Source organism: Janthinobacterium sp. GMG1 (genome assembly GCF_034427795.1).
Classification (GTDB): domain Bacteria; phylum Pseudomonadota; class Gammaproteobacteria; order Burkholderiales; family Burkholderiaceae_D; genus Janthinobacterium.
In genome coordinates, this window is sequence record NZ_JAXQNT010000015.1 from 44,039 (window position 1) to 66,365 (window position 22,327).

Here is a 22,327-nt window from a genome sequence, read left to right on the forward strand (position 1 = left end):
CGTTTAACGTGAATCTAATCAACTCGCTGAGCATCTCCAAGAGGAGGGGGCAGCTTTGACGCCTCAGCGCTAGGAATCTCTTCCCAGTTGACTACATTGCCGTTCGGCAGAATGACATCCTCACCTGTTCGGATGCTCCGTGCGAACGCTTGTACGACCTCAACATTGACTCTGCGGCTCAGAACCTTTTGCTCATCTTGGGCGCGATACCAGATACCGCCCAAGTGTTCCCATTTCGCAGTGCTGACATGCTGTGTATAGAAGGCTCCGATGGGTCTTCCGTTGTCCTGCGCCCGACTTCCGAAGACCATGTGGATGGCAGCGGTCAAGGGAAATATAACATCTTGAACATTCTTCCTGTGTTGGGGATTTGGTCTGTAGGTCATGCTAATCGTGCTCTCCATGATTTACACTGCATGTCCGCGGCTCCAATGGCCGAGCTTGGCCGAGAAGCGTCATCTTTTTCCGTACCGCGCTTCAATTGGGGCGAAGAAGACTTGCTCTAAAAGCTCATTCATGAGCAAGGTTCTATCGTTAGCACCCAGCGCTTGCCGTATGGAAGTCGGCACGTTCGCTACCTAGGCCTTAGCCGCCACGATCTCAGGATCATTGTCACGGTCCACCTTGCCTAGGGTGACGCCGATTACCAGGTCAGCGGCGTTCGAGCCGCACTTTGCCTCTTCACTGCCATAAATCGAGCGCATCGCAACTGATGCCTGCTGAACTGTTATTCCCAGCGGCGCGAATGCAGTTTGAATCGATGCTAGCACCACGAGACCGCGTAGTTCCGTGCTGGCTTTTCCTGAAGTTTCTATCTGTGTGAAAATTGTTGCCGTCCCTACGACATAGCCCAAAACATATGGATCTGCAATTAGCTCAGTGGGCAAAGTGCCGAGCCTCAGCTCCAAGATTCCGAAGAGCTGCCGGAGTTTAGCGCAGACCGTTTCAACCACAATGTCATTTTTCTTCTTGCCGAATCCGAACATAATCTACACACCTTTGTTGCAGTGCCCAATTCGCCATCCTTGATAGGGAGCTATTTGGCAATCTGAGTATTCACGACGGGCCGCTTTTGGCCGGTACCGCCTCGAAGCAGACGGTGGTCCAGATGCATCGTTTGAATTTCACCTTGAAATACCCAGCCAGATTGGGATCATTGCAGTGTCATGATCAGTGAGTCCGCTGACCCCATCGACAAGATACAAATTTGGACAGGTTGAATCGAAATATTCTTCTATGTCGTCCAAAATTATGTAAGGTTCGTCGGTAACTTCGTTCTCAACCAACCACGACTCAATCTCTCGTTGACGGATACCGGGTACATAGTCAGTCGTACTTTCCATGATTGGAGTAACGCCTATGAAACGATTAGAGAAGTGCTCACCTCCATGACCTTTCAATAGTTCTACCAATTGTGCCAAAGAAAATTGCTCACGCCAGGTTGATGTGATGACCACAGAAATCTCAGGAATTTTTTCCAAGATTGTCCATAGTGACGGAGTCGCTGAAAAATGACTGCTGGTCGACGTCATCGGAAATGGATGAAGTACACCATCAAAGTCTAAGAAAAGTATCATTCTGTGGTCGCTAAGTTGAAAGGCAGACTGTCTGCTTCTGGCCGGTTGCCGCTGTTGACGGGGTCCGCCCCATAGCGGACGGCCACGTCTGTGCCAAGGTCATCTGCGGGGCCGCGCCTCGAACTCATCGACCAAACGATACAATTTGCTTAATTGTGTTTCAGAATCGCCAGAACCTTCAAGTTCGTCGATCCGATGCCGCACAAGATAGAATTGGTTCTCCCCCCGGATATTGCCGGTTGTCAGAATCTCTTCAAGGCGTTTAGCTTCCTTGGCAGCGAAATCTGGATAAAACGTACGCACGGCGCTGCTTAGCGCAGCTACAACTTGGGAACGGTTCTTTAGTTCAACATCCGCAAGGAACAAGGGCAATTCACGTAGGCCTTGCTCAAGGCCGGCAGCAATTCTCGACTTCGATTCGCCTGCAGAAAGAAACTTCTCATACTGTGCCTTTGCCAAATTCCATGAGTCTCGCAGATCGGAAATTCGTCGGTCTGACAGTTCAGGTAATGATGCATAGAACTGCTCGAAGACATTGAACAGTTTGTCGTATTTCGTTCGGGGTTGGTTCGACGCTTCGTTCATCAAGTTCCCTAGGTTAAATCGATTGACCGCTTCTGGCCGGTTGCCGCCGTCGGCAGATTCCGTCCCATTGCGGACCTTTACGGGAAAACATCGACTATCCAAATATAACATCATGTCCCTGGGAGATTTCGGCGCAATATTGTTGATCGAACTCAGCGCGGCTGGCGACATTCCCCCATAGCGTCGAAATGTAGTGGAATTCCAGTTCGAACGGCTCTTCGAAAGCGCTTACGTCTGTCGCGTATTCGCAATTCCGACTTAGCATTCCTAGCCAATTTGGGTATCCCAATTTCGTGTAGAGCGGTGTCAGCTTCATGTCGATTGTCCAGATCGTTTCCTTGCCTTGGAGATAAGCATGTCTGAGCTCTACTATATATTTTCCCGCCGCCAGTTGGTCATCGAGCCGCTCAGAACCTGGATATCGCTCAACGATCACTTCTACCAACGGCAGCACCTCATCAAGTCCTCTTGCACTTACCAACAAGATTATCTCTAAGTCATCGCCCTCTTCGTCCAAGTCCAGGCGCTCCACTGCCCAATCCACACATGCGGCACACACTGCACCGTTGACAAAACCATGACGCAGTTTGAAATACAGGGTTTCGAGTTGAGCAATATTTTTCATGTTACCTCTGGATTTCAACATTTTTAGGCCAGCAGAACGGCTGCTTTTGGCCGCTTGCAGTCAACCTCACTAACTTGAAAACTAGCCTACACTCCAGGGCGCCTTGCATGGTTGCTACATCTCTCTACATACTTCTGGCACCTGACACACTGCATCAGTTCATTTTTTCGACATCTGACCATCTGAATGCACCAGTACGCCTTGCTCGTTGAACTGCTCAGTACTCTGCAGCTCGCCTTTCTCATTGTAAACTAGCCGAATGTATAGCTTGCCGTTACGGTGGTAACTGTTTTGCACACCTACGGGCAGACCATCGCGCCATTGTCCCAACGACTCCAGCTTGCCGTCGTCAAAATATGTAGTCGCGACTCCATGTTTGCGCCCATTTGCATCGAGCCTTACCTGTGATCCGATATTGCCATCGCTATCATAATCCCGGTAATCGCCGACCATCTTGCCTGAAACAAAATCAGCCGCATCGGTCTGTCCGGAGATTCGCACCACGTCGCGTCTTATCGTATCGAAGATCTCCACCTTCCAAGTACCGGGAAGCGCTGCTTTCGGCAAGGGCAACACCAGCAGATAAGGCGAGCGCTCCTTGACCTGCGGCATGAGTTCTTCGTCCAAGTACAGGCGCGCCTTATCGTCGAAACAGGAGCTGGGGCCGCAACCGGCAATCATGCGTGCAAACGGTATCGCCTCCTCGCCAGTTTTCCCTACAGGGCAGCCAAACAAGGTCACGGCCATTGGTGTCTTATCGTGGATCCGTTGGACGAGTCCGGATCTGAGGTCCGCATATTCGTCTTTGTTCTCGAGCATCCCCTCCTTCATGCGCAGCTGATTGCCACCACATGCAGTCGTTTCCGCCACGGTGAGTACCTCGGCACCTTCGCTGTCCTGCCCGCTAGAAATAGCCGTAAACACATGCCGTTGAATAATATCGGCCTTCGCCGTTATTGGCCCAAGGAGCATGGCACTTAACGCCATGCATATCATTTTCTGATTGATCAAGCACATCTCTAAACAATACGCCTCTAATAATAATGGTTGGGGGGAGCCGATGAATGCTTTCCAATGTCCGCTTATAGCAGGAGGCTGCCTGAAAGGCATCACCTAAGCATAGCGGAAGAGCAGCGTCTCGCTTTACAAGCGCCCGTCGTTAGTATCATGGATCGACGTACTCGGAAGCAGAAGCCTTGCCTCCCTCATTGGCGCACCAAACCGTAACACGGCGCCTGACGTTGACAGCACCACAACCCAGTCGCCCTTGATTGTTATTTGATCAAATGGATTGGATTGATCCGAAACAAACGTCCAAACAGGTTCATGATTTTGCAGCGATTCCAAAACGACTACGCCGATTGAGCCGTGTTCCATAGCCTCTCCGCATTTAACTATGTACTGTCCACCATACAGCTCTTCTTGCGCCAGAATCGCGACATTGAGCCAACCGCCAAGCTCCTGTTTTTCATGTACTCCGACCATCCAGGTTTCGTGCACTTCGTAGATGTCACCGTTGCTGCACATGAGGCCATTGTAGCTTCGTACCTCCTGGTTCACCCACTTTATTGCCATTACTGTCATTGATTCCATATTTAGAAACGGGCGACTGCACGCCCTGAATTAAACAACATCTACTTTACCGAACCATCTGCCCGGAGCAGCTCAGAGGGGCTGTCGTCGATGCAGTTTGCTTAGACTGCCGGACTCACGATTACTCGCTGCGGCCAGAAATAAGGTTTGCATTGATCCATGATGCCATGTCGGTAACAGGAAGGGTGCGGAGTTGATTGAACGTGCCTTGCTTGTCCCATGCGACACCCCGACCCTGAGCAAAGGCCGCACGATACTTACGCATCATGTTTTGCGGGTCGCGCGCCAGCTCGTCCAACAAATACTGCACGCTCCACTCCGAACGCCTGAAGGGGCGGCCAAGGGCCGCTTGAAGCTTGTCGGCGACCTCCCCGTAAGTCACGGTGTCGCCAGCCAGATATACGATCTCGTTCCGGATACGGGGTTTGGCGAACACGATCTCGGCAGTCAGCGCTCCGATATCGTGCGGAGTCGTCAACGTCACAGCGGTGTCAAGACTGCCCAGGGCGTGGACTGCGTCGTCGTGCAGGTCAACAACACCGAATTCAGGCTCAAACAGGTAGCTCATGAACATCCCGGTCGAGATGATGACCCACTCAGTCTGGTGCTGACTGCGCAGTAACTCGCGCACGTCCAACTGTGCGTCGAAGATGTCCTGTGGACTGCCACGACCGATCACGTCAAAATCGACCCCGAACTGCCATGGGAAGTATCTCGGTATCCGCGCCTGCAAGGCTGCCCGCGCCAGCTTCATTGGCGTGTCGATTCCCGCGGCATAGCCTGCGCAACCGATTACTGTGTCATATTGCGCAAATACTCCGGCGAGCTCATCAATGGAGCTCTTCACAAGGTCGCCTATGACGATCTCGATCCCAAGACCTTGGATCTCCGCGATATCATGTCGCCTGCCTGATACACTGGACTCAACGGCACTTGCGCGCAGCAGCACGCTGATCTTTGCACCGTCCATGTCCTTCGCGCGGCGCGCAATATTGCGTAGCACCGGAAGGCCGAGCTCCCCGGCACCGAGCACGAGAATGTTTTGAGACGTGGCGTTAGGATCCGTTTGGCTCATCGGATAGCTTGGCGGCACCAGCAGTTGGCGGTCCTGATCGGACATTGTTGTTTCTCCTGTAAGTATGATGCCTGCACTGTAGCAGGTGCAGCAACGCAGAAAAAGCAGCCCAGGAGGTTTTCAGCATGCAGAAAATCCGAACAATATTGGGGTATAGTGCCGTTTCCTTTAGCGCCACACGGACAAGACATGGATCGCGTACAAGCAATGCAGGTATTCCTTCGCGTGGTCGAGAGCAAGAGTTTTGTACGCGCAGCAGAGACCTTGGGTTTGCCCGCATCGTCGGTCACCGGCATCATCAAGCGGCTGGAAAAACACTTGCAGACGCGCCTGCTGAACCGTTCCACTAGAAACCTCAGCGTGACACCGGAAGGCGAACGCTACTTCCACCGTTGCCGCGAAATACTCGACCTGATAGCCGACACCGAATCGAGCCTGCAAGGCTCAAGCGAGCGCCCACAAGGACGCCTGCGTGTGGATATGCCTGGCGGCATTGCCCATGCCGTGATACTGCCGCGGTTGTGGCAATTCCAGCAGCGGTACCCGGACATCTACCTGATGATCGGCGTGAATGATCGCCAGGTAGACTTGATACAGGAAGGCGTCGATTGCGTCATCCGCACCGGCAGCCTTGATGACTCGGCGCTAGTCGCGCGACGCCTAGGCGAGCTGAGCTGGATCACCTGCGCGGCGCCTTCCTACCTGGCCGAACACGGTGTTCCCGGTGTCCTGGCGGATTTGCCAGGACACCGGGCGGTCCACTATTTTTCCAGCACGACGCGGCGAGGGAGCGATCTGCATTTCGTCGACGAAGACATCAGCATTGTCGTCCCGGTGCCGGGAACGGTCGCGGTCAATGAGACTGGGCTGTACATCAAGCTGTGCCTTGATGGCCACGGTTTGACGCAGCTAGCTGAGATTCTGGTAGCGGACCATTTGCAGGCCGGAAAATTGGTCGAGGTGCTAGCCCACAGCCGGCCGACGCCGGTGCCGGTATCATTGCTCTACCCCCATCACCGCTTCCTATCGCCGGCGATGCGAGCGTTCGCTGACTGGACGACTGAGCTGTTCAGCAACACCGAACTGAAGTGAAATCAGTTGCCGCTCAAAACTAAGTATTTATCTGCGCAGCTCTTAGCTCTTTGTGAACGCGACAAATTCGAAACACATGATGGAATTCGAACTGCCATCGCGCCACCCGGTTAAATGCCAGGACTTGGCATTTGCGCTGAGTTCGGCCAAGCGCGGTGGAGTTCCATCGTGATTGCTGCGGCCGGGAGGAATCGTGAATGGCCATGACACGCTTTCGTCGAGAACTTCTGCTCGAATCATGCATGGCCCCAAACCGGAATAATGCTTCAAGGCAGCATCCCCAACATTCCCCGAATCACCGGCAATATCATCCCCCAGGCATTCGACGTCGCCGCAATCTCGTCATAATGGCTGGCCCCAGGCAAGATCAGCACTTCCGCATGGTCGCCGGCCAGCCGGGCCTTGGCCGCATAGTCGTGCGCGACGCGGGGCGGGGAGATCGTGTCGAGCTCGCCTGTGATCAGGACGGTGCGGCTGCCGTTGGGCATCAGGTCGGCCGCATTGGTGTCGCTGTAGATGTCGGGGCGCTCGGTGCTGGCGCTGCCTGCCAGTTGGGCGATGTCGCGCTCGCAGCTGGTCTTGATCAAGTCTTTCTCATGGCGCAGGTCGGCCAGGCCGCCCAGGCTGACAATGTTTTTTACTGGCAGGAACTTGTCGCGGTACAGGGGGCTGGTCTTTGGCAGCCTTTCCCGGCCGGCGATCCATTGCACCAGCTGGCCGCCTGCCGAGTGGCCCATGGCGAGGAGGCGGTTCACGTCCAGCTGGTATTCGGGGGCGTGCTGCTGCAGGCTGTCCAGTGCCGCGTGCATGTCTTCGTAGGTGCCCGGATAGCCGCCACCCGGCTCGTCCACGCGCCGGTATTCCACATTCCACACGGCGATGCCTTGCGCCACGAGGGCGCCGGCCACGTTGCGCATCTGCTTGATGCCGCCGAAGGCTACCGTCCAGCAGCCGCCATGCACGAGCACGACGACGGGGAACGGTCCGGTGCCTTCGGGTCGGAACAGCTGCGCGTATTGCGACGGCGCGGGGCCATACGCGATCTGCGCCGTAGGCGGGGGGCCGTTCAGGGCCAGGTAATCGTCCAGGCTCATGGGGGCGGCGACGGCGCCGTGGACGGAGGCGAGCAGGGCGGTGGCGATCAGGGAGGATGGCAGGGAAGTAGGCATGCTGGAATTCGCTTGAGAGGGGAGCAACACTTTAGCATAGGGCCGCAGGGTCGCAGAGATCAAGCAGTGCGCTGTTTTCCTCCTGCAAGAGGGGTGCCCCATGGTATATTCCGGGCATCAGTTTTCCCCTTATCGACACGGTGCACGCAAACAACATTCTTTCCTTGCTGGACGCCGAGCATAGTGCGCTGGGCAGCATCGCGGCAGGCGCCGACCTGGCTCATGCATTGGAGCATTTGTTGCTGGCGCTGCAAGACCTGGCCGAGGGCGGCGCGCATGCCTGCCTCGTGCTCATCGACGAAGCCGACCGCTTTTGCGGCTTGTCCGCGCCCAGCCTGCCACAAGACCTGTGCCTGGCCCTGCGCCACGGCGGCGAGCAGCCATCCCCGTTCGGCACGGCCGCCTTTTCCGGCGCGCCCGTGTATTGCGGCGACATCACGCGCGACGTGAACTGGAGCGCGGGACGCAAGGAAGCCATGCTGCACGGCTACCGCGCCTGCTGGGTTGCTCCCGTGTTTGGCGCCAAGGGGCATATCCTGGGCGTGCTGGGCCTGTTTTTCCCCGCGCCATGCCATCCGACGCAACCCGAAACCGAATTGCTGGCGCTGGCCGCGCGCGTGGCCGCGCATGTCATCGAGCGGGGCCAGCTGGAACAGGCGCTGCACGACAGCCGCGAACACTTTCATTACGCCATAGAACTCAACACGCAAGTGCTGTGGACGGCCGACGTCGACGGCAAGCTCGACTATGTGGCGCAGCGCTGGCGCGAATGGACGGGCGGCAGCGGCCTGGGCAGCAGCTGGCTGGACGCCATCCACCCGGAAGATGTGCCCCATTCCTTGGCGGCCTGGAGCGAAGCGGTGGGCAGCGGCCAGCCTTTCGACCAGGAAATGCGCGTGCGCCGGCAAGACGGTCAGTACCGCTGGATGCATTCGCGCGCCTACTGCCGGCAAGATGGGCGCGGCCAGCCGGCGAAATGGTATGGCTCGTGCGAGGATATCGACGAACACTGGCAGGCGCGCAATGCCTTGCTCGACAGCGAAGCGCAGTTCCGTTCGCTCGCTTCCACCATGCCGAACCAGGCCTGGCTCGCGCATGGCAGCGGCGCCACCTACTGGGTCAACGAGCAGGTCTGCGAGTACACGGGGCAATCGCTGAAGTCGCTGGTCACCAGCGGTTTTCGCCACTGCGTGCATCCGGACGACGTGCAGGCCACGCAAAAAAGCTGGGACCGGGCCGTCGCCACCGCCAGCGCCTATGAACACGAGTTCCGCATGCGCCGCGCCAGCGACGGCGCCTACCGCTGGTTCCTGGCGCGCGCCTTGCCCCTGTTCGACGAGGCGGGCACGGTGCTGCGCTGGGTGGGCACGAATACGGACGTGCAGGAACAGAAGAACGTGCTGGAAAAGATGGCCTACCTGAATTCCTCGCTGGAAGTGGAAATGGCCAACCGCACGGCCGACCGCGACCGCATGTGGCGGCTGTCGACAGACATCATGCTGGTGGCCGACCTGGCCGGCATGATCATCGCTGTCAATCCCGCCTGGAGCAAGATCCTCGAGCGGCCGGAAATCGAGTCGCTGGGCATGGATTTCATCAGCCTCGTGCATCCCGACGACCGCATGGCGGCCTTGAAGGATTTGTCGCGCCTGGCCCATGGCGCGCCCACCTTGCGCATGGAAAACCGCTACCGGCGCCGCGATGGCGGCTACCGCTGGATTTCCTGGACGGCCGTGCCGGCGCAAAAACTGATCCACGCCATCGGCCGCGACGTCACGGACGAGAAGGAGGCGCGGCTGGCGTTGGTGCGCAGCGAGCAAGCTTTATTGCAGGCGCAAAAGCTGGAATCGATCGGCAAGCTGACGGGTGGCGTGGCCCACGATTTCAATAACGTGCTGCAAATTATCTCAGGCAATTTGCAGTTGCTGAAGCTGACCGTGGCCGACAATCCGCAGGCGGCCAGGCGCCTCGCTTCGGCCGCCTCGGCTGTCGAACGGGGCGCCAAGCTGTCGTCGCAACTGCTGGCCTTTGCGCGGCGTCAACCTTTGCGGCCGCTGGTGACGGACCTGGGGCGCTTGCTGCGCCGCATGCACGAGCTGATCCGCCGCGCCCTGGGCGAGGCGATTGCCGAGGAAACCTTCATCAGCGAAGGCTTGTGGCATACCCTGGTCGACCCGAATCAGATGGAAAACGTGCTGCTGAACATGGCCATCAACGCGCGCGACGCGATGGAGAAGGGCGGGCGCCTCACTTTTACCTTGAGCAACGTCACGCTCGATGCGGCCTACGCCAGCCGGCATGCGGACGTGCTGGAAGGACAATACGTGCTGCTGACCATCACCGACACGGGCCATGGCATGGCGCGCGACGTGATCGACCAGATTTTTGAGCCCTTTTTCACGACCAAGCGCGAAGGCGAGGGCACGGGCCTGGGCCTGTCCATGGCTTACGGCTTCATCCGTCAGAGCGCGGGCCACATCAAGGTGCACAGCGCGCCTGGCGCCGGCACGACGTTCAAGATTTACTTGCCCCGTTCGCTGGAAAAGCTGGCCGAGCCGCCACCGGGCCTGACGGGCCCCGTGCTGGGCGGCAGCGAGACCATCCTCGTGGTGGAAGACGATGCTCCAGTTCAACATACGGTGGTCGACATGCTGCGCGGCCTCGGCTACGACGTGCTGCACGCGGATGACGGCGCCTCGGCCCTGGCCCTGCTGGGCACGGGCGTACCCATCGACCTGCTGTTTACGGACGTGGTTATGCCTGGGCCCGTCAGCAGCAAGGAACTGGCGCAACAGGCCAGGCTGCTGCTGCCGGACCTGGCCGTATTGTTTACCTCGGGCTATACGCACAACGCCATCATGCAGGGCGGGCGGCTCGATCCGGGCGTCGAATTGTTGAGCAAACCGTACCAGCGCGAAGACCTGGCGCGGCGCATCCGCCATGTGCTGGCCGACCGCCGCCTGGTGGGTGCGCCCGACCCGTCCGGGCGGCGCATCCTGCTGGTGGAAGACAATGACGATGCGCGCGAAATGACCACCGAGATGCTCAATATGCTGGGCCACACCGTGCACGGCGTGGCCAGCGCCGAAGAAGCCTTGCCCTTGCTGGCCATGCCGGGCCTGGACGTGCTGGTGACGGACATCAGCCTGCCCACCATGTCAGGCCTGGAACTGGCGCGCCATGCGCGCGCGCACTGGCCGCAGCTGGACGTAGTGTTTGCTTCCGGGCACGATTGGGGTGCCAGCCTGATGCAGGACGCCAGCGCGCGTTTCCTGCGCAAGCCGTTTGGCCTGGAAGAGCTGGCGAGCGCACTGAAGGCGCGCCGGCTCGACGTCTATTAGCTTAGCGGCTTGATGGCAGCAAGGCTTGCTGCAATTGCTCGACGGTAAATGGTTTCACCAGGAAGCGCGCCTGCGGGTCCAGCACGCCGGAATTGGCCGGTGCGTGGCCGGTGGAAAACACCACTTCCAGCTGCGGATGGTCGCGCGCCACCAGTTCGGCCAGCTCGGCGCCCGACATTTGCGGCAAGCTGATATCGGTCAGCAGCAGTTCCAGTCCCGGCGTGTCCAGCAGGAGCAAGGCTTCCTCGGCCGTGCCCACGGCCAGCACCGTGTGTCCCAGCATGGCCAGCAGGTCGCCTGTCATGGCGCGCGCGTCGGCATTGTCTTCCACCAGCAGGATATGGCGTCCTGCCGGCAGCGCCGGCGCAGCTTGCGGCGCCAGCTGCGCGCGGTACTGGTGCAGGGCCGTCACGTGGCGGCCATTCGCCAGCAGGTGGCGGATGCGCCGCGCCAGGTCTTCGCGCCGGTACGGCTTGCTCAGCAACTCCACGCCCGGCTCCAGGCGGCCGCCCTGCATGATGGCGTCCTGCGTGTAGCCCGAGGTAAACAACACGGCCAGCTGCGGCAGCAGCACGCGGGCCTGGCGTGCCAGTGCCGTGCTAGCCACCTTGCCTGGCATCACCACGTCCGTAAACAGCAGGTCGATGGGGACGCCGCTGCCGACGATGGCCAGTGCGCTTTCGCCATCGCTGGCGCGCAGCACGACATAGCCGAGGCCGCGCAGCATGTCCACCACCGTCGTCTGCACCTGCACGTCGTCTTCCACGACGAGGATGGTTTCCTTGCCGCCCAGCACGGGGCCGCCCAGCTGCAGCGGCAGTTCCGTTTCCGCTTCAAGCGAGCGCGGCAGGTAGATGCGGAAGGTGCTGCCATGGCCCGGCAAGCTGTCCACCGTCAGGTGGCCGCCGCTCTGGCGCAGGAAACCGTACGCCATGCTCAAACCCAGCCCCGTGCCTTCTCCCTCGCTTTTTGTTGTAAAGAACGGTTCGAAAATCTTGTCCAGCAGTTCGGCGGGAATGCCCGTGCCCGTGTCCGAGACAGCCAGTTGCACGTAGTCGCCGGGCGCCACATCCGCATGGCGGGCCGCGTAGTCGCTGCCCAGCACGCTGTTGCTCAGTTCGATGGTCAGCTGGCCCTGGCCATCCATGGCGTCGCGCGCGTTGATGGCCAGGTTGAGGATGACGTTTTCCAGCTGGTGCGGGTCGACCAGGGCGCGCCAGCAGTCGTCGGCCAGCAGCAAGCGCGTCTCAATGGTTTCACCGGTGGCGCGCCGCAGCAGCTCTTCCGTCGCACGCAGCAGTTGCGCCAGGTCCGTCACCAGCGGTTTCAAGGGCTGGCGCCGCGCAAAGGCCAGCAGCTGGGCCGACAGCTTGGCGCCCCGTTCCACGGCGGCCGACGCGCTGACGATGCGCTTGGCGGCCAGCGGGTCGTCGTCCAGGCCAAGCTGCAGCAATTGCAGATTGCCGGAGATAATTTGCAGTACGTTATTGAAATCGTGGGCCACGCCGCCCGTCAGCTTGCCCAGCGCTTCAAGTTTTTGCGATTGCAGCAGGGCCATTTCGCTGTGGCGCAATGATTCCTGCATGCTGCGCAAGGTGTCTTGCGCTTCTTTTTCCACAGTGACGTGGCGTCCGGTGGCAAACACCAGGTCGCCTTCGGGCGCCGCCACCCACGACAGCCAGCGGTGGCCGCCTTCGCGGTGCCGGTAGCGGTTTTCAAAGCTGGGCATGGACTCCTTGCCAACTTGCAGCAAGGCCAGGCGCGTGGCGGCGGCATCCTCGGGCAGCACGAAGTCGAACAGGCTGCGGCCCAGCATTTCCTCGGGCAGCCAGCCCAGGATGGCGGCCGAGGCCGGGTTGACGGCGGCAAAGCAGCCTTCCGCATCGATGGCCACCATCAAGTCCTGCGCGCTGCGCCACAGCCGCTCGCGCTCGCTGTTGCGCGCGGCCAGGTCCGCTTCCAGTTTCTTTTCCACGGTGATGTCGCGCGCGCTGCAATACACCTTCTCGCCCTCGGGCACGGCGACCCACGACAGCCAGTGCCAGCCGCCCAGCTTGTGGCGGTAGCGGTTTTCGAAGCGCAGCGCTGGCTGGCCCTGGTTGGCCGCGTCCCAGGCCGCATGGGTACGCGGCAAGTCGTCGGGATGGACCAGTTCCAGGAAGCGCGTCGTGCGGATTTCCTCCACCGACCAGCCCAGGGTGGCTTGCCAGGCGGGGTTCGAATGCTCGAAATAGCCGTCGAGGTTGAGCACGCCCAGCAAATCGGGGCTGACGTTCCAGGTGCGACCGAATTCGCGCGTGCGCTCGGCCACTTGCGTTTCCATGCTGGCACTGAGGGCGCGCAAACGCGCTTCCGCCTGGGCCCGCAAGATGGTCGACCAGACCCGTTCCGACACTTGCACGGCCAGTTCGATCTCGTCCGCATGCCACAGGCGCACGGCGCGGCTGTGCACGACGAACAGGGCCGCCAGCTGGCCATCCTTGGCAATCGGAATGTTCAGGAAGGCACGGATGCCCAGGCGCGCAAACGTGGCCAGCGCGGCCGGCATAGCCGTGCGCGGGTCGCTGGTTACATCGCTGACGGCCAGCGCCTGGCCCGCGCCAAGCGCTTCGGCCAGGCCTGCAGCATAATCGCCGAGGAAATACTCACCGGCGGCGCCCGGCGCCAGGCCGTCGCTCCAGGCATGCTGCAGGGTGGGGCACTGCAGGGCCTGGTCGATATCGAAACACGCCACTTGCTGGGCGCCCAGGCGCTGGCCCAGCAGCTGCGCCGAGAGGGAAAGGATCTCGCCCGTGTCTTGCAGCAGCCGTAGCCGGCGTTCCAGGTGCAGCAGAAAGGCGACGCCGCTGGCGCCGGCCTGGCTGCGGGGGGCGTGTGTGCTGCTCATGCGGGCCTCAGCTGCCGGCCAGCGGCAGGGTGACGCTGAACAGGGCGCCATTGCCGGGCTGGCTTTGCAGGGTGATGGCGCCGCCGTGCGCATCGACCAGCTGCTTGGTGATGAACAGGCCCAGGCCCAGGCCGCCCGTGCGGTCCTGGTGGATGACGCGCTCGAAGGCGTCGAAAATGCGTTCCTGGTCGCGCGCGTTGATGCCGATGCCATGGTCGCGCACTTCGATGACGGCGCTGTTCTGCGTGTGCGCCAGGCTGATTTCCACGGGCTGGCCCTGGCCGTAGCGCACGGCATTGCTGATCAGGTTGACAACGATCTGTTCGACGCGGAAGGCGTCCCAGAAACCCTGGATCGGCTCGAAGGCCATCACTTCCAGCACGCTGCCCGTCGTGGCAGCATATGGCGCCAGGTCGTCCGCCACGCGGCGCACGAGGCTGGTCAGGTCGACGGCTTCGCGGCGGATCGACAGCTTGCCGCTGGTGATGCGCGACACGTCGAGCATGTCGTCGATCAGGCGCACCATGCTGCGGATTTGCCGGCCGTCGCGCGCCACCATCTTGCCCAGCTTGTCCGGCTCGAAGGCGGCCAGGTTGCCCCGTTCCAGGTTGACGGTGCGCATCTGCGTTTCCAGGAACAGCGTGTTCAAGGGCGTGCGCAATTCATGCGCCACCATGGACATGAATTCGTCGCGCAGGCGCAGCGAGCGCTGCAGTTCCGCCTGCGTGGCGCGCAATTCTTTCAGCAGTGCTTCCTGCTGCTGGCGGCTGTGCTCGAGCGCCTGCACCTGGCGCCGCGTTTCGCTGCGCTGCTGGTGCAGGGCCACGAAGACGTTGACCTTGCTTTGCACGGCATTGATGTCGAGCGGCTTGTGCAGGAAGTCGACGGCGCCGCTTTCATAGCCCTGGAAGGCGAAGTTCATTTCCTTGCCGGCCGCCGTGACGAAGACGATGGGGATGTGGCGCGTCTTTTCCGTGCCGCGCATTAATTGCGCCAGCTCAAAGCCATCCATTTCCGGCATTTGCACGTCGAGGATGGCCAGCGCGAAATCGTGCTCGAGCAGCAGGGCCAGCGCTTCTTCGCCCGAGGATGCCTGGTAGACGCTGCGGTCGCTCTCGCGGATCAGCGCATTGAGCGCGCGCAAGTTTTCCGGCAAGTCGTCGACGATCAGCAATTTGGTGCTTGTTTCATTCATCATGTTTCATTCCTGGCATGGCTTTGCCGTCCAGCGTAGTGGGAAGCGGCGTGCGACGGCGCACGCTTGCGGTAGAGCTTTTCGGGACCCGGCAATGGCTCGAAGTCGGCGGCAAAGCGGGTGAAATGCGTGCTTTCCTTGCTGCCCAGACCGAGGAAACCCCGGTGGCACAGCGAGTCGTGGAACAGGCCCAAGGCCCGCTCCTGCAAGGTTTTATTGAAGTAAATCAGCACGTTACGGCATAAAATCAATTGCGTTTCAATAAACACACTGTCCGTGGACAGGCTGTGGTCGGCAAAGTTGATACTGTCGAGCAGGTGCGGCTGGAAGCGCGCCGTGGCATGCTCGACCGTGTAGTAGTCGGCCAGCTGGCCCAGGCCGCCCGCGGCCAGGTAGTTGGCGCCGTACTCATCGAGCCGGTGCAGCGGATACACGCCGCGCGCGGCCGTGGCCAGCGCTTGCGGATTGATGTCGGTGGCGTAAATCGTGCTGCGTTCGAGCAAGCCTTCCTCGTGCAGCACGATGGCCAGCGACAGTGCCTCTTCGCCCGTGCAGCAGCCGGCCACCCAGATGGTCGGCGACGGGTAGGTTTTCAGCACGGGCACCACCTGTTCGCGCAAGGCGAGGAAAAACGCCGGGTCGCGGAACATTTGCGTGACGGGCACGGTCAAAATCTGCAGCAGTTTGCCAAAGGCTGCTGCGTCGTCCAGCACCAGTTGCTGCAAGGCTGGCACGTCGGCGCAATGGAAGCGATCGAGTGCCTGATGCAGGCGGCGCCGTTGCGAGGGTAGCGAATAGTCGCGGAAATCATAGCTGTAGCGCTGATAGATCGCCTCCATCAGCGCCTGCAGTTGTACGTCCGTGATGCGCAGGGACATCAGATGCGTTCCATCTTCGGCATCCACACGCGCAGCAGCGAATACAGGCGGTCGAGGTCGATTGGCTTGGCCAGGTAGTCGGACGCGCCTGCCTGCAGGCATTCCTCCTGGTCATTCTTCATGGCCTTGGCGGTAATGGCGATGATGGGCAGCTTGTTGTAGCGGCCATCGGCGCGGATCAAGCGCGTCGCTTCGAGGCCGTCCATGCCCGGCATCATGACATCCATCAACACGAGGTCGATATCGTCTACGCTGTTGAGCTTGCTGATGGCTTCGAAGCCGTTGCGGCCGATTTCCACCACCACGCCTTTTTGTTCCAGCGCATTCGTCAGGGCAAAGATATTGCGCACGTCGTCGTCCACCAGCAAAATCTTGCGCCCTTCAAACACGCGCTCGCGGCTGCGCACCTGCTGCAACATGCCCTGGCGCTCGCTCGACAATTCCGATTCCACCTTGTGCAGGAAGAGGGTCACTTCGTCGAGCAGGCGCTCGGGCGAGCGGGCGCCCTTGATGATGATGGAACGCGAATACTTCATCAGGTCCGCTTCTTCCTCGCGGCTCAGGTTGCGGCCCGTGTAGACGATGACGGGCGGGAACGAGCACAGCTCTTCATGTTCCATGCGTTCCAGTAATTCGTTGCCCTGGATATCGGGCAGCTTCAAGTCGATGATCATGCAGTCGAAAATCTGTGTTTTCAGCAATTCCAGCGCCTGCTCGCCCAGCGCCACGGCCGTGATTTCCACGTCGTCGTCGCTGATCAGGTGCACCACGCTTTCGCGCTGGCGTTCGTCGTCCTCGACCAGCAGGATGCGCTTCATCTGCTGCGTAAACTTCGATTCGAGCTTGCGGAACACTTCCTTCAGCTGCTCGCGCGTGCGCGGCTTGGTGGCGTAACCGATGGCGCCCAGTTGCATGGCTTCCTGGATCTGGTCGTTGCCGGAGACGATGTGTACGGGAATGTGGCGCGTCAGCGGGTTTTCCTTCAATTGCTGCAAGACCAGCAAGCCCGGACGGTCCGGCAAGCCCATGTCGAGCAGGATGGCGTCGGGCAGGAATTCTTGCGCCAGGCGCAAGCCTTCGTCGGCGCCGTGCGCCACCAGGCAGCGGTATTGCATTTCATGCGCAAGGTCGAACAGGATGCCGGCAAACGACGGTTCATCCTCGATCACCAGCACGGAACGCTGGCCCGTCTTGACGGCCGGCACGCTATTCCTGTCATCCTCAAAGGTGGGCAGCGGCACGGGCTTGGCGGCAGGCGCCGCCTTGGGTGCGGCGGCCGCGATTTTTGCGGGCGCCTGCGGCGCGGCGGCGGGCACGCTTGCCGCTTCCACTGCGCGTTCCGGCATGACGGCCGGCAGCACCAGGGTAAACGTGCTGCCCTGGCCCGGGGTGCTGGCCAGCTCGATGCTGCCACCCAGCAAGGCGGCCAGGTCGCGCGAAATCGACAGGCCCAGGCCCGTGCCGCCGTAGCGGCGGCTGGTGGTGCCATCGGCCTGATGGAAGGCGTCGAAAATCTTGTGCTGCTGGTCGCCGGCGATGCCGATGCCCGTATCCTGCACCTGGAAGCGCACCTGGCCTGCCGCATCCGGGCTCACGTGCAAGGACACCGTGCCTGCATCGGTAAACTTGATGGCGTTCGACAGCAGGTTTTTCAGGATTTGCTCGAGGCGCTGGCGGTCGCTGACGAAGGACGGCGGAGCATCCGGCGCCACCTTGACGTCAAACACGAGTTTCTTTTGCTGCGCCTGGGCGCCGAACAGCATTCTCATGCTGCTGAGCAGTTCGTCGAAGGGCACGGCTTCCGGCGTCAATTCCAGCTTGCCCGCCTCGACCTTGGAAATGTCGAGGATATCGTTGATGAGGGTCAACAAATCGTTGCCGGCCGAATAAATGGTTTGCGCGAACGTCACCTGCTCCGGCGTCAGGTTGCCGCTGGTGTTGTCCGACAGCAGCTTCGACAGGATGAGCGAGCTGTTCAGTGGCGTGCGCAGCTCATGCGACATGTTCGCCAGGAATTCGGATTTGTAGCGACTGGCCCGCTGCAGCTCTTCGGCGCGGGCTTCCAGCTGGGCATGCGCCTCGCCGATGGCCATGTTTTTCTGGTCCAGCGACAGCGCCTGCACGGCCAACTGCTCGTTCGACTGCTCCAGCGCCGCCTTTTGCTCTTCCAGGTGGGCTTGCGACTGTTCCAGCACGCGCGACTGCTCGCCCAGCTCCTCATTGGCCGTGCGCAATTCTTCCTGCTGCACTTCCAGCTCTTCATTCAATTGCTGGGTTTCTTCCAGTACATTTTGCAGGCGCTGGCGATACAGGGCTGCTTCCAGCGAGGTGCCGACATTCGCGGCAATCAGGTTCAGCCATTCCTTGGCGCGGGCGCTGACGGGATGCGTAAAGCCCAGTTCGATGACGCCGTTGACGACGCCTTCGTTGTTGACCGGCGTCAAGACCAGTTCCAGCGGCGTGCCGCGGCCCAGGCTCGATGTCACGGTCAGGTAATTCTCGGGCACCTGCTGCACATGCTTGAGGCGCTTTTCGCGCGCCGTCTCGCCCACCAGGCCTTCGCCCAGCTTGAAGACTTGCCTGTCCTTCACGCCCTGGTCGTTGAAGCCGTACACGGCCGTGCGGCGCAGGCTGCCATCCTCGTCGACCACGTACAGGGTGGCGACGGCCACGTCGAGGCGGTGGGCCAGGAAATCGAGCACATGCCGTCCCAGCTGCGGCAGGCCCAGCTGGCCACTCGTGTGGGCAGCCAGTTCCGTCTGCCCCGTGCGCAGCCACGCTTGCTCCTGCAACACGTCGTTATCCTTGCCGCGTTGTTCGAGCGCATCGTTGTAGATGTCGGACAGGCGCAGCAGTTCGCGCCGTCCCAGATAGGCCAGCAAACCCGACAATCCCAGGCTGAGGATGAGGAACACCACCACGGCCAGCATGGTGCGGCTTTCGGCCGTATCGGCCCGCTCCTGGCGCAGCCGCTGCTCCATCGACAGGAAGGCGAGGAATTCGCGGCGGATTTCGTCAAATTCCAGCTTGCCTTCGCCCTGGCGCACGCGCGCGAGGAATTCCTGGTTGCTGCGGCGCTGGGCGATCACGCCTTCCGCGTAATCGAGCCACTGGCCTTGCAGCGCGCGGATGCGGCGCAAGCGGTCCACCTGGATGGGACTGTCGGACACCAGTTCCAGCAGGGTGTTCATTTCGACGGCAATCTTCGCCTTGCCCGACTTATACGGCGCCAGGAAAGTCTCGTCGCCCGTCAGCAAATAGCCGCGCATGCCCGTTTCCAGGTCAACGGACAGCTTCATGACTTCATTCGCATTGCCGATCACCCGTTCGGAATGCTCGACCGAACGCAGGGCCGAGAGCAGGTAGGCGATCAGGCCGACAAACACGAGGGCGGTGATGACCCCGATGACCAGCGGCAAGGTCACATTGCGGGCGAGGATGCGGCGAAAGCTGAAGGAGTCGATCGGGGTCTTGGTATTCATCATGTCCGTGTAAGGCTGTCGCGAAAAAACAATTTTAATTGAAATGCAAGTTTTCTGGTGGTCAAGCAAAGTGTGCGCTAGCATAACAGCCTTACGGACAATTGCCGACTTGTAAGCCTGTGCAATGCGGGGCAGCGCACAGATGAGGTGGCGTGGCTGCCAGGCATAAAAAAACGCCGGACGGTGCCGGCGTTTTTCAGTGCTGCGCGCGCTGCGCTGTATACATATATGTCAGTCGCGGATTTCCAGCGCCCGGTTCAGGCTCAGGGCAGCCAGCGAAGCGACGGCGCCCGACAGCAGGTAGAAGCTGACGTAGGCGAGGCCGAAGTTGGCCGACAGGCCCAGTGCCACGAGCGGGGCGAAACCGGCGCCGACCAGCCAGGCCAGGTCGGACGTCAGGGCCGCGCCCGTGTAGCGGAAGCGGGCAGGGAAGTTGGCCGTCACGGCGCCGGCTGCCTGGCCGTAGGACAAGCCCAGCAGGCTGAAGCCGACGAGGATGAAGACGTCCTGGCCCGTATTGCCGCCGCCCATCAGGGTCGGCACGAAGGCGCTGAAGATCGCGATCAGCACGGCCAGCACGCCCAGGGTGGTGCGGCGGCCCACTTTATCGGCCAGCAAGCCGGAAATCACCACGCCGATGGCAGCCAGCACGGCGCCCAGCATCTGGATTTGCAGGAAGTCCGAGGCGGAACGGGTTTGGTAGACGGAAATCCACGACAGCGGGAACACGGTCACCAGGTGGAACAGGGCGTAGCTGGCCAGCGCGGCGAGGGCGCCGATCAGTACGTTGCGGCCCTGGCCGCGGCTCATTTCAAATACGCTCACGGGCTGCAGTTCGCGTTCGTCGAGCAGGCGCGCATATTCATTCGTCGACACCAGGCGCAGACGGGCAAACAGGGCGACCACGTTGATGGCGAAGGCGACATAGAAAGGATAGCGCCAGCCCCAGTCGAGGAAGTCTTCATCCGTCAGGGTGGTCAGCATGAACCAGAACAGGCCGGCGGCGATCAGGAAGCCGGCAGGCGCGCCCAGCTGGCCCAGCATGGCGTACCAGCCGCGCTTGTTTTCCGGCGCGTTCAGGGCCAGCAGCGACGGCAAGCCATCCCACGATCCGCCCAGGGCCACACCCTGGCCGATGCGCAGCACGGACAGCCAGATGATGGCGGCAAAGCCCAGGTGCGAATATGTTGGCAGGAAGGCGATGCCCGCCGTCGACACGCCCAGCAGGAAGAGGGCGATCGTCAGCTTGGCGCTGCGGCCCATGCGGCGCTGGATCTCCATGAAGATCACGGTGCCGAACGGACGGGCGATGAAGGCAAACGAGAAGATCAGGAACGCATATAAAGTACCTTCCAGGCGTTCTTCAAACGGGAAGAAGACGCGCGGAAACACCAGCACCGAGGCGATGGCGTAGACGAAGAAGTCAAAGTATTCGGAAGCGCGGCCGATGATCACGCCGACGGCGATCTCACCGGGGTCGATATGCGATTCGACCGTGCCGGCCCCGCGTGCGTCGCGCAGGGAGTGGGGGGAAAAGTCGGCGGGTACATCCCCGCTGTGTATGCGCGTGCTGGACATGATGATCGTCTCCAATATAGTTTCGAGTTCGGCCAACGCGTAACATACCCCGGGTGTCTCACGCCCGGAGTAGGACTATTCAATAGATAGCTGTAGGAAAACTCCGCAACTACCGAGTGAAAATCCGAGCAAGGGGTAGGACAAAACGTCCAATTGCCAACGCGCTCCAGTGAGAATACAGTACCATATCTTCATCCCCTGTACTGGACTTTCCTGTATGTTTTCATTAAAAGTTCGTCGCGGACTGCTTCTTTTACCCCTCGCATTGTTGGCTGGTTGCAATACGGTGGTACTGAATGCGTCTGGTGACATCGCAGTTCAGCAAGGCAATCTGATTGTCATCTCGACATTGCTGATGCTGTTGATTATCGTTCCGGTAATCGCCCTGACCCTGCTTTTCGCATGGCGCTATAGAAAAAATAACACCGCGGCCAAATACGAGCCGGACTGGGACCACTCGACTCGCCTCGAGCTGATCATCTGGGGCGCGCCCCTGCTGATCATCATCGTGCTGGGCCTGCTGACCTGGATCAGCACCCACACCCTCGATCCATACCGCCCATTGAGCCGTATCGACGCCAACCGTCCAATTCCTGCCAGCCACAAGCCGATGATCGTCGAAGTCGTGGCCCTGGACTGGAAATGGCTGTTCATCTACCCGGAGCAAGGCATCGCTTCCGTGAATGAACTGTATGCGCCCGTCGATCGTCCGATCCGCTTCAAGATCACCGCGTCGTCCGTCATGAACTCCTTCTTCATCCCCGCACTGGCAGGTCAGATCTACGCCATGCCGGGCATGGAAACGCAGTTGAATGCCGTCATCAACAAGCCTGGCGTCTACAAGGGCTTTTCCGCCAACTACAGCGGTGCCGGTTTCTCGGGCATGCGCTTCAAGTTCCACGGCGTGAATGATGCGGACTTCGACAAATGGGTGGAATCGGCACGTGCCGGTGGCGGCGCGCTGAACCGCGACGACTACCTGTCGCTGGCCCAGCCTAGCGAACGCGACCCGGTGCGCCGCTACAGCGCCGTGCCTAGCGATCTGTACAAGGCAATTCTGAACCGCACCATCGTTTCCGACGCCCTGTGCGTGACGCCGGTCGAGCCATACAAATTGACGATGGCAAATAGCCCGGTAGCGGCCGTAACGGCAGTAGTCGCTAGCGATGCAGTAGTTGAAAAGGGCGTTCAAGCCAAGTAACGACTGCATGAATCCCGCAGCGCATTGCGCTGCAGATACTGGCGCCGCT

16 protein-coding genes are annotated in these 22,327 nt (G+C 60.5%); 3 read left to right on the forward strand and 13 right to left on the reverse strand.

What is annotated here, in order from left to right:
- Positions 1-578: 578 nt before the first annotated feature.
- The 7 genes from SJI03_RS26615 to SJI03_RS26645 form a co-directional block, all read right to left on the reverse strand.
- Positions 579-986 carry a hypothetical protein gene (locus SJI03_RS26615; RefSeq protein WP_322429196.1) on the reverse strand — a complete coding sequence of 136 codons (408 nt, stop codon included), beginning with the start codon at positions 984-986 and terminating at the stop codon, positions 579-581.
- 138 nt (positions 987-1,124) lie between these two features.
- Positions 1,125-1,577 (reverse strand): HAD domain-containing protein, encoded by a 453-nt coding sequence (locus SJI03_RS26620; RefSeq protein WP_322429197.1) that lies wholly within the window; start codon positions 1,575-1,577, stop codon positions 1,125-1,127.
- Positions 1,578-1,676: 99 nt separating this feature from the next.
- Positions 1,677-2,162, reverse strand: a complete 486-nt coding sequence (locus SJI03_RS26625; RefSeq protein ID WP_322429198.1) for a hypothetical protein — start codon at positions 2,160-2,162, stop codon at positions 1,677-1,679.
- Between the two features lie 94 nt (positions 2,163-2,256).
- Positions 2,257-2,787 carry a hypothetical protein gene (locus tag SJI03_RS26630; RefSeq protein WP_322429199.1) on the reverse strand — a complete coding sequence of 177 codons (531 nt, stop codon included), beginning with the start codon at positions 2,785-2,787 and terminating at the stop codon, positions 2,257-2,259.
- Between the two features lie 159 nt (positions 2,788-2,946).
- Positions 2,947-3,798 (reverse strand): hypothetical protein, encoded by an 852-nt coding sequence (locus SJI03_RS26635; RefSeq protein ID WP_322429200.1) that lies wholly within the window; start codon positions 3,796-3,798, stop codon positions 2,947-2,949.
- Between the two features lie 132 nt (positions 3,799-3,930).
- A complete protein-coding gene (locus SJI03_RS26640; RefSeq protein ID WP_322429201.1) occupies positions 3,931-4,371 on the reverse strand; it encodes a hypothetical protein in 441 nt (146 codons plus the stop codon).
- Between the two features lie 130 nt (positions 4,372-4,501).
- The gene (locus SJI03_RS26645; RefSeq protein WP_322429256.1) at positions 4,502-5,455 is read right to left on the reverse strand and encodes an aromatic alcohol reductase; all 954 of its coding nucleotides are present in this window, start codon (positions 5,453-5,455) and stop codon (positions 4,502-4,504) included.
- A 189-nt stretch (positions 5,456-5,644) separates the two neighbouring features.
- Here SJI03_RS26645 and SJI03_RS26650 point away from each other — a divergent pair, with 189 nt between their 5' ends.
- On the forward strand, positions 5,645-6,547 hold the full coding sequence (locus SJI03_RS26650; RefSeq protein WP_099377167.1) for a LysR family transcriptional regulator: 903 nt from the start codon (positions 5,645-5,647) through the stop codon (positions 6,545-6,547).
- Between the two features lie 266 nt (positions 6,548-6,813).
- Here the strand turns inward: SJI03_RS26650 and SJI03_RS26655 are convergent, their stop codons facing one another.
- Entirely contained in the window at positions 6,814-7,716 is a 903-nt protein-coding gene (locus tag SJI03_RS26655; RefSeq protein ID WP_322429202.1) for an alpha/beta hydrolase, read from the reverse strand.
- A 140-nt stretch (positions 7,717-7,856) separates the two neighbouring features.
- Here SJI03_RS26655 and SJI03_RS26660 point away from each other — a divergent pair, with 140 nt between their 5' ends.
- Positions 7,857-11,057 (forward strand): PAS domain-containing protein, encoded by a 3,201-nt coding sequence (locus SJI03_RS26660; protein ID WP_322429203.1) that lies wholly within the window; start codon positions 7,857-7,859, stop codon positions 11,055-11,057.
- 1 nt (position 11,058) lies between these two features.
- On the opposite strand, the gene SJI03_RS26665 is transcribed toward SJI03_RS26660, so the two are convergent.
- The 5 genes from SJI03_RS26665 to SJI03_RS26685 form a co-directional block, all read right to left on the reverse strand.
- Complete coding sequence (locus SJI03_RS26665) at positions 11,059-13,944, reverse strand: response regulator (protein WP_322429204.1); 2,886 nt, start codon at positions 13,942-13,944, stop codon at positions 11,059-11,061.
- A 7-nt stretch (positions 13,945-13,951) separates the two neighbouring features.
- Positions 13,952-15,142, reverse strand: coding sequence for a hybrid sensor histidine kinase/response regulator (locus SJI03_RS26670; protein ID WP_322429205.1), 1,191 nt, complete (start codon positions 15,140-15,142; stop codon positions 13,952-13,954).
- Positions 15,139-16,017, reverse strand: coding sequence for a CheR family methyltransferase (locus SJI03_RS26675; RefSeq protein ID WP_322429206.1), 879 nt, complete (start codon positions 16,015-16,017; stop codon positions 15,139-15,141). Before SJI03_RS26675 ends, SJI03_RS26670 begins: the two co-directional genes overlap by 4 nt.
- On the reverse strand, positions 16,017-19,499 hold the full coding sequence (locus SJI03_RS26680) for a response regulator (RefSeq protein ID WP_322429207.1): 3,483 nt from the start codon (positions 19,497-19,499) through the stop codon (positions 16,017-16,019). Before SJI03_RS26680 ends, SJI03_RS26675 begins: the two co-directional genes overlap by 1 nt.
- Positions 19,500-19,730: 231 nt before the next feature.
- Positions 19,731-21,077, reverse strand: a complete 1,347-nt coding sequence (locus SJI03_RS26685; protein WP_099377550.1) for an MFS transporter — start codon at positions 21,075-21,077, stop codon at positions 19,731-19,733.
- A 217-nt stretch (positions 21,078-21,294) separates the two neighbouring features.
- Here SJI03_RS26685 and cyoA point away from each other — a divergent pair, with 217 nt between their 5' ends.
- Entirely contained in the window at positions 21,295-22,278 is a 984-nt protein-coding gene (gene cyoA / locus SJI03_RS26690) for a ubiquinol oxidase subunit II (protein WP_322429208.1), read from the forward strand.
- Positions 22,279-22,327 lie beyond the last annotated feature (49 nt).

Excerpts from the sequence above, each read along its gene's own strand:
- SJI03_RS26615 (WP_322429196.1), bottom strand. The coding sequence starts at position 986 with ATGTTCGGATTCGGCAAGAAGAAAAATGACATTGTGGTTGAAACGGTC.
- SJI03_RS26620 (WP_322429197.1), bottom strand. The coding sequence starts at position 1,577 with ATGATACTTTTCTTAGACTTTGATGGTGTACTTCATCCATTTCCGATG.
- SJI03_RS26625 (WP_322429198.1), bottom strand. The coding sequence starts at position 2,162 with ATGAACGAAGCGTCGAACCAACCCCGAACGAAATACGACAAACTGTTC.
- SJI03_RS26630 (WP_322429199.1), bottom strand. The coding sequence starts at position 2,787 with ATGAAAAATATTGCTCAACTCGAAACCCTGTATTTCAAACTGCGTCAT.
- SJI03_RS26640 (WP_322429201.1), bottom strand. The coding sequence starts at position 4,371 with ATGACAGTAATGGCAATAAAGTGGGTGAACCAGGAGGTACGAAGCTAC.
- SJI03_RS26645 (WP_322429256.1), bottom strand. The coding sequence starts at position 5,455 with ATGAGCCAAACGGATCCTAACGCCACGTCTCAAAACATTCTCGTGCTC.
- SJI03_RS26650 (WP_099377167.1), top strand. The coding sequence starts at position 5,645 with ATGGATCGCGTACAAGCAATGCAGGTATTCCTTCGCGTGGTCGAGAGC.
- SJI03_RS26655 (WP_322429202.1), bottom strand. The coding sequence starts at position 7,716 with ATGCCTACTTCCCTGCCATCCTCCCTGATCGCCACCGCCCTGCTCGCC.
- SJI03_RS26665 (WP_322429204.1), bottom strand. The coding sequence starts at position 13,944 with ATGAGCAGCACACACGCCCCCCGCAGCCAGGCCGGCGCCAGCGGCGTC.
- SJI03_RS26670 (WP_322429205.1), bottom strand. The coding sequence starts at position 15,142 with ATGATGAATGAAACAAGCACCAAATTGCTGATCGTCGACGACTTGCCG.
- SJI03_RS26675 (WP_322429206.1), bottom strand. The coding sequence starts at position 16,017 with ATGTCCCTGCGCATCACGGACGTACAACTGCAGGCGCTGATGGAGGCG.
- SJI03_RS26680 (WP_322429207.1), bottom strand. The coding sequence starts at position 19,499 with ATGAATACCAAGACCCCGATCGACTCCTTCAGCTTTCGCCGCATCCTC.
- SJI03_RS26685 (WP_099377550.1), bottom strand. The coding sequence starts at position 21,077 with ATGTCCAGCACGCGCATACACAGCGGGGATGTACCCGCCGACTTTTCC.
- cyoA (WP_322429208.1), top strand. The coding sequence starts at position 21,295 with ATGTTTTCATTAAAAGTTCGTCGCGGACTGCTTCTTTTACCCCTCGCA.